Genomic DNA, 7,985 nt, shown 5'->3' on the forward strand with positions numbered 1-7,985 from the left:
ATTATAAAGCAATAGCGCAAGTTACATTGAGTAACCTGCGCTATTGCTTTATAATATTTCAACTATTTCTTATTTTGATTTTGTTCCAAAGTTTGTAGAAACAACTTCAAGCTTGAGCACATACTCTGGATATACAGGGTTACCTTTGGCATCTTGTATAGTTCCTTTCTTGCCTCCTTTTAAACGTGCATAGCCAGGTTTTAAATCATGTTGTATACTAATAACATTGCTGGAACCATAGTAGCTATTACTTGAAGAAGAATCTGTGGTCACAAGTACTGGGATAAGTACGAATTTGTTCCATTCGCTTAAGTCTTCCCAATCTTTAATATTATTGACGGTTTCATCTTTACTATTTCCATCTAAACCGGTTATTTTGATTGTTATAGACCCCTTTTCATGTATTTCTTTCTCTGCTTTTTCCCTATCTGCTAAACAATCATTAATCATTTGAGTGATATTGTTGAATGTGTATTGAGTAAAGCTAGTTGTGGTGGGTCTAAATAGAGATGAAGTTATTTCATCACTAAGCTGGTTTTTTTCAAAGAAACTGTCTTTGTACTTTTTACGTATTAATAAAACATTGCTAGGAGTCGACATACCAAACTTTTTGTCACTGGTTTCATTATAGATAGGTATTCCTAGTTTAACAGCATTTAGTATGTCACTTTGACGCTTTTCTGCTGTTTGGTTAAGAAGTGAATCTGCTATTTGGCTAATAGGAAGAGTTATTTGAGTGAAAATCCCTGCTGGACTCTTTAAATAAGTCCACGTATCCTCATTAATGCATTTTTGAATGGCATCCTTATCATTGTCTAACTGATTAGCTTGAATTACTTCACGAGTAGTGGCAAAGGTACGATATCCATAATAAGTAGAGTCTTTAGACTCTCCTTCTTTTACTACTTTCTTTTCCAGTTTAACACCTGTAAGTGTATCAACTGCATAGCATTTATATACTACGTTCATTTGAGCTTGGTCTATGTAAAGCACAGTACCATCGCCGTAATCACTCTTTACATAAATTCCCTTAAAAATCTTTCTAAACTCCTTATTGTCAAAATTGACACCTAACTCGTTGGCTCTTTTAATAATTTCTTTTCCAATTTCTTTAGCAGCTTTATCTCTGAAAGAAACGTGTACGCTGGGAACATATGTACTAAGTTTACGAATGGAGTCTTTTACTGAAAGATCAACAGCTGTATAAGCTTTCGTTCCTAATAGACTGTTATCAGTATTTGCATCGTAATAATCCTCTGGAGTAATATCTGTATAATAGGCGTTCTTTGTATCTAAATTTTTATTTAATGCATAGACACTTAAACGGCAAGCTGTTAATGAGTCTCCAAAGTAACTGCTATACCACAAATAAAGCTCAATAGTATGAATGTTGCCTATGAGTTTTCTTTTTGGATCATTTATATTATCTGTATTGTATATTCCAATAGCGTCGTCTCCAAGCCCAGCTTCGTCTACCATTATATTGGTAGCTTTCTTTTTATCGTTAAGAGCAGTACCATTGTATACTCCAGGGAATGTCATTCCTGACGGACAGTTGAGTTCTGCCAAGAACCCTGCCTGATAAGTTCCGAATGTTTCATCAGTGAACTTACCTACATACCCCACATTAGTCATTGCATATATCTTACCGGCATGAACGGATTCTGTAGTCACATCAAAGGTAGATAGCTTTCCATTGATATTCTGGTCGCTTCCCGGAAACATTCCCAATCCCAGTCCGGCAGTGTTATCATCACAACCCCAAAAAGTGATTGCCAGTAAAGCTATTAAGGCGTATTTTGCTTTCATGATCGTCGTATCTTGATTTTTTTTATTCTTCTTCGTTTGCAGTCGCATCCCATACCTGATCGTAGAACTCGTTGCAGGCATCTGCATAGTTTTCCGGGTTCTGGTAGTCAAGTACCAATTTGCCAGATTGGCGGGCATATTCAATAATAGACTCGTCTACTTTTTCGCTGTTTTGTATGACTCCATCCGAATAATCAATGGCGAGTTTGCACAGAGCAGCATAGTCTACCGGCTCTTTCAAATCACCTAAATCTTTTTTGGAAATACCTTTCAGCATCAATTTGGCTGCGAAATCATCGCTAAGTGTATTCTTGAAGTCATCTTCATAAACAGAGAATACTACTTTGGCATCGCGGAAAGAAGGTTCGTCTTTATAGGCTTTCTTTATATAAAGAGGAGCTAGAGCTGTCATCCAGCCATGACAGTGAATGACATCAGGACACCAGCGAAGTTTTTTCACTGTTTCCAATACGCCGCGTGCGTAGAAAACGGCACGACTATCATTATCTTCATATTCTACACCATTTTCGTCCGCTGTCTGCATACGATTCTGGAAATAATCATCGTTATCGATGAAATATACCTGCATGCGTGCGGATTGGATAGATGCAACTTTTATAATCAAGGGGTGGTCAGTATCGTCGATAATCAGGTTCATACCGGAGAGGCGGATCACTTCGTGCAGCTGGTTTCTGCGCTCATTGATATTTCCCCATTTAGGCATAAAGGTTCTGATTTCACGGCCTTTTTCTTGTATCGCCTGTGGAAGGTTTCTACCTATATTGGCCATTTCGGATTCTGAAACGTAAGGTGTAATCTCTTGAGTAATAAATAAAACTTTATTCGCCTTTGTCATAATAACAATAGTTCACTATAATATTCTGCAAAGATACGAAAAAAAAGACACATTAAATAAGATATTCTTTCTTTATGTGGCAAATATTAGTTTATTTTGCAGAGTTTTTGCAAACGAGTAAAACATAAACCAATTGACGAAAATGAAAGTAGTGCACACTATCAAGGACTTACAGGCAGAATTGACTGCCTTGAGAGCCCAAGGTAAAAAGGTGGGACTGGTTCCTACAATGGGTGCTTTACATGCGGGACATGCATCTCTGGTAAAGCGCAGCGTAAGTGAGAATGGTGTAACTGTTGTGAGTGTTTTTGTGAATCCCACACAGTTTAACGATAAAAACGACTTAGAGAAGTATCCGCGTACATTAGATGCAGATTGCCGTTTGTTGGAAGAATGCGGAGCAGATTTCGCTTTTGCTCCTTCGGTAAGCGAAATGTATCCGGAACCGGATACCCGTCAATTTAGCTATGCACCATTAGATACGGTGATGGAAGGTGCTTTCCGTCCGGGGCATTTTAACGGTGTTTGCCAGATTGTCAGCAAACTGTTTGATGCCGTACAGCCGGACCGCGCATATTTCGGAGAGAAAGATTTTCAGCAGTTAGCAATTATTCGTGAGATGGTTCGACAATTGAAATATAACCTTGAAATTGTAGGTTGTTCAATTGTGCGTGAGGAAGATGGACTGGCATTGAGTAGCCGGAATAAACGTTTATCGGCAGAAGAACGTGAAAATGCTTTAAATATTTCCCGGACTTTATTTAAAAGTCGTAACTTTGCAGCCACTCACACGGTGAGCGAGACGCAAAAGATGGTAGAAGATGCAATCGAAGCTGCTCCGGGCTTGCGCATGGAGTATTTTGAGATTGTAGATGGAAACACATTGCAGAAAATTAGTAATTGGGAAGATACTTCCTATGCAGTTGGATGCATCACAGTATTCTGTGGAGAAGTCCGGCTGATTGATAATATTAAATATAAAGAATAACTAAAAAGACGAAACCTTATGATGATTGAAGTGTTGAAGTCGAAAATTCATTGTGCACGTGTCACAGAGGCCAATCTGAACTACATGGGTAGTATTACGATTGATGAAGACCTGTTGGATGCTGCAAACATGATTCCGGGAGAGAAAGTGTATATTGCTGATAATAACAACGGTGAACGCTTTGAAACCTACATTATCAAAGGTGAACGCGGTTCGGGTAAAATTTGCCTGAACGGTGCTGCTGCCCGCAAGGTGCAACCGGATGATATTGTTATAATCATGTCCTATGCATTGATGGATTTTGAGGAAGCCAAGTCGTTTAAACCAGCTGTAATCTTCCCTGATCCTGCGACGAACAAAGTGGTAAAGTAGAAAGTATCTTTGATATTTGAAATAAGAAAAGCCCCGTTTACATTTTGTAGACGGGGCTTTTCTTATTTTATTTTTATGCCGGGGGACGAGTGATGTTCCGCCCACGTGTGAGTTGGTTTTAGCCCACCTGTTAATAAGCGGCAATTAGTTACCGGCGTTTGCCTTCAATTGTTCATTCATGGCGGCAGCGGCTTTACGGCCATCGCCCATTGCCAGAATAACAGTAGCTCCACCGCGAACGATATCGCCTCCTGCATAAATCATAGGGATGGAAGATTCCATGTTGTCATCCACAGTGATGGTTCCTTTTCGTCCTAGTTCCAGTCCTTTGATGGAGCTTGGAACAATTGGGTTAGGGGATACTCCGACGCTGACAATTGCCAGGTCGATATCAATTGTTTCTGTTGCTCCCGGGATGGCTACAGGACTACGACGTCCGGAAGCATCCGGCTCGCCTAATTCCATCTTTTGTAAAATAACCTGTTTTACGCAACCTTGTTCGTCAGCAATATATTCGATCGGATTATGTAGTGTAAGGAATTCAACTCCTTCTTCTTTAGCATGTTTTACTTCCTCGATACGTGCAGGCATTTCCTCTTCCGAACGGCGATAGATAATGATAGCGCGTTCTGCACCAAGACGTTTGGCAGTACGAACAGAGTCCATCGCTGTATTACCACCACCGATTACTGCTACGTTTTTACCGAAAGCTACCGGAGTGTCCGAATCTTCACTGGCAGCGTCCATCAGATTAACGCGAGTGAGGTATTCGTTGGATGACATGATATTGATGGAATTCTCTCCCGGGATATTCATAAAGTTAGGCAGCCCGGCGCCGGAAGCCACAAATATTCCTTTGAAACCTTCAGCTTTCAAGTCCTCTACGCCGATTGTTTTTCCTACGATACAGTCTTTGATGAAGTTAACCCCCATCTTGCTAAGGTTATCGATTTCTACGTCTACAATTTTGTTTGGCAAACGGAATTCTGGAATACCATATTTCAACACACCACCAATCTCATGCAATGCTTCGAATACAGTTACATCATATCCATATTTAGCCATATCTCCGGCAAATGCCAATCCTGCAGGTCCCGAACCGATCACAGCTATTTTGATGCCGTTCTTCTCTGCAATGACAGGTACGGAGATTTGCCCGCTTTCACGTTCGTAATCAGCTGCGAAACGTTCCAGATAACCAATAGCGACGGGCTTTTCATTCATTTTCAAATGAATACATTTTGATTCGCACTGTTTTTCCTGTGGACACACACGACCGCAAACAGCCGGAAGCGCACTTGTTTCTTTCAATGTTTTAGCAGCTTCAAGAAACTCTCCACGTTCGATATTCTTAATGAAGCGAGGAATATCAATACCTACCGGACAGCCTTCCATACATCCCGGATTAGCACAGTCGAGACAGCGTTTAGCTTCTGTAACAGCCTGTTCTGCTGTTAATCCTTGATTTACTTCCTCTTTACGGCTGTGTGAACGATATTCAGCGTCAAGCTCGTTCATTTCTACACGGGGAATGGCCGTACGTTCTTTCGGTTTCATTGATTTGCGTAATTCCTGTCTCCAGGCTGCATTACGGCTTTTCTCGTCGATTTCTTTAGTTGCTTCACATTCCGGTTGCAGTTTATGCATTTCTTCGCGCTCGATATTTTTGAACGCGCCCATACGTTTCAGCATTTCATCAAAATTCACTTGGTGACCGTCGAATTCAGGACCGTCTACACAAACGAATTTAGTCTTTCCTCCTACAGTGATACGGCAAGCACCACACATACCAGTTCCATCCACCATGATGGTGTTCAATGAAACATCAGTCGGAATTTCATATTTCTTAGTCAGCAAGCAAACGAACTTCATCATGATGGCAGGACCGATAGCGAAGCATTTGTCCACTTTCTCGCGTTTGATAACTTCTTCTACGCCTTCTGTCACCAGACCTTTACGACCGTAAGAGCCGTCATCTGTCATGATAATTACTTCGTCAGAGCTTTCACGCATTTCTTTTTCTAAAATAATCAGGTCTTTGTTACGTCCGGCCAGTACAGTGATAACACGGTTGCCGGCTGCTTTCAAAGCCTGTACGATAGGAAGCATCGGAGCTACGCCTACACCACCACCAGCGCAGACTACTGTTCCGAATTTCTCTATATGGGTAGCTTGTCCGAGCGGGCCTACTACGTCAGTGATGTAATCGCCTTCATTCAGTTCACAGAGACGGGTAGAAGAAAGCCCGACTTCCTGCACTACCAGAGTAATGGTACCTTTTTTGAGGTCAGAACCTGCGATAGTCAATGGCATACGTTCTCCTTTTTCACCTACACGCACGATGACAAAGTGTCCGGCCTTACGGGATTTAGCAATTAAAGGAGCTTCAATTTCAAATTTGAATACTTTTTCAGAAAAGCGTTCCTTGCTAATGATTTTGTTCATTATCTAATTAATTTGTTGTTTTTATTACGTAACTGCTATCAGAATGATATAAATTTTGGCAAAGATACAGCTAATTTACGAAATATAAAAGAAAAGCCACTCTTTTGATGAGTGGCTCTCTGTATACGGGTGCTTTTATTAGTCTGTCATGTCAAGTCTTAGTCTATCATGTCAAAGCCGCAATACGGAACCAATGCTTTCGGAATTCTGATACCTTCCGGAGTTTGATTGTTTTCGAGTAGGGCAGCAACAATACGTGGCAGTGCTAATGCTGAACCGTTCAGTGTGTGGCAGAGTTCGGTTTTCTTTTCTGCATTACGGTAACGGCATTTCAGGCGGTTGGCCTGGTAAGTGTCGAAATTGGATACGGAACTTACTTCCAACCAACGCTTCTGTGCTTCAGAATATACTTCGAAGTCGAAACAAAGAGCAGCAGTGAAACTCATGTCTCCACCGCAAAGACGGAGGATACGATAGGGGAGTTCCAGTTTTTGCAACAATCCTTCTACATGGTCCAGCATTTCCTGATGAGATTGTTTAGAATGCTCCGGTTTGTCGATACGAACCAATTCTACTTTGGAGAACTCGTGCAGACGATTCAGACCACGTACATCTTTACCATAAGAACCTGCTTCGCGACGGAAACATTGTGTATACGCACAATTCATTATAGGCAATTGTTTCTCTTCCAGAATGACATCACGGTAGATATTAGTAACGGGAACTTCCGCTGTCGGGATCAGGTATAAATCATCTACTTCACAATGATACATTTGTCCTTCTTTGTCCGGAAGCTGTCCGGTGCCATAGCCGGAAGCAGCGTTGACTACTGTCGGCGGCATGATTTCGGTATATCCAGATTTGCGTGCTTCATCCAGGAAGAAGTTGATAAGGGCACGTTGAAGTTGTGCTCCTTTACCTTTGTATACAGGGAAACCCGCACCTGTGATTTTTACGCCCAGGTCGAAGTCTATTAAATCATATTTCTTTGCTAGTTCCCAGTGGGGGAGTGCATCTTTAGGAAGTTCGGTTTCCATACCTCCCATTTTTTCTACGACGTTATCTTCGGCACCTACGCCTTCCGGTACACTGTCATAAGGTATGTTTGGGATGGTATAAAGTACATTCTGCATATCAGTTGCAGCCTGTGTCATGGCAGCATCCAGCTCTTTGTTGCCTTCTTTTAGTTCGGCAACGCGGGCACGTGCAGTTTCAGCTTCCTCTTTTTTCCCTTCTTTCATCAGTTGACCGATGGTGCGCGAAAGTGAGTTAACCTCTGCCAGGTTTTTATCTAATTCATTTTGTGTGCTACGTCTCTTGTTGTTAAGAGCGATCACCTGATCGATCGTTTCCTTTGCATTCTTGAAATGCTTCTTTTCCAGTCCGCGGAGTACCGCCTCTGTGTTTTCTGTAATTTGTTTAATGGTAAGCATATCTATACTTTTTATGAACTTTCTTATTTTAAGCTTACAAAGATAAAGAAAAAACGAATAATCAAGCAATATATACTATCAT

Annotated in this window: 6 protein-coding genes; 2 read left to right on the forward strand and 4 right to left on the reverse strand. The window is 41.2% G+C overall.

Annotation, left to right across the window (positions count from 1 at the left end; genetic code table 11):
- Nucleotides 1–69: 69 nt before the first annotated feature.
- Nucleotides 70–1,809 carry a DUF4270 domain-containing protein gene (locus KFO40_RS24760; RefSeq protein ID WP_211146907.1) on the reverse strand — a complete coding sequence of 580 codons (1,740 nt, stop codon included), beginning with the start codon at nt 1,807–1,809 and terminating at the stop codon, nt 70–72.
- A gap of 22 nt (nt 1,810–1,831) precedes the next feature.
- On the reverse strand, nt 1,832–2,665 hold the full coding sequence (locus tag KFO40_RS24765; RefSeq protein ID WP_211146908.1) for a glycogen/starch synthase: 834 nt from the start codon (nt 2,663–2,665) through the stop codon (nt 1,832–1,834).
- Between the two features lie 142 nt (nt 2,666–2,807).
- Between KFO40_RS24765 and panC the strand changes: the two genes are divergently transcribed.
- Nucleotides 2,808–3,653 carry a pantoate--beta-alanine ligase gene (gene panC, locus KFO40_RS24770; RefSeq protein WP_008020875.1) on the forward strand — a complete coding sequence of 282 codons (846 nt, stop codon included), beginning with the start codon at nt 2,808–2,810 and terminating at the stop codon, nt 3,651–3,653.
- An 18-nt stretch (nt 3,654–3,671) separates the two neighbouring features.
- Nucleotides 3,672–4,025 carry an aspartate 1-decarboxylase gene (panD, locus tag KFO40_RS24775; protein WP_004301789.1) on the forward strand — a complete coding sequence of 118 codons (354 nt, stop codon included), beginning with the start codon at nt 3,672–3,674 and terminating at the stop codon, nt 4,023–4,025.
- Between the two features lie 144 nt (nt 4,026–4,169).
- Here the strand turns inward: panD and KFO40_RS24780 are convergent, their stop codons facing one another.
- Nucleotides 4,170–6,470: a bifunctional dihydroorotate dehydrogenase B NAD binding subunit/NADPH-dependent glutamate synthase gene (locus KFO40_RS24780; RefSeq protein WP_009039679.1), complete on the reverse strand. Its 2,301-nt coding sequence runs from the start codon at nt 6,468–6,470 to the stop codon at nt 4,170–4,172.
- A 158-nt stretch (nt 6,471–6,628) separates the two neighbouring features.
- On the reverse strand, nt 6,629–7,903 hold the full coding sequence (serS, locus tag KFO40_RS24785; RefSeq protein ID WP_004316699.1) for a serine--tRNA ligase: 1,275 nt from the start codon (nt 7,901–7,903) through the stop codon (nt 6,629–6,631).
- Nucleotides 7,904–7,985: the final 82 nt, after the last annotated feature.

Origin of the sequence: Bacteroides sp. 1001302B_160321_D4, from assembly GCF_015667765.1 — a bacterium.
GTDB lineage: Bacteria > Bacteroidota > Bacteroidia > Bacteroidales > Bacteroidaceae > Bacteroides > Bacteroides xylanisolvens.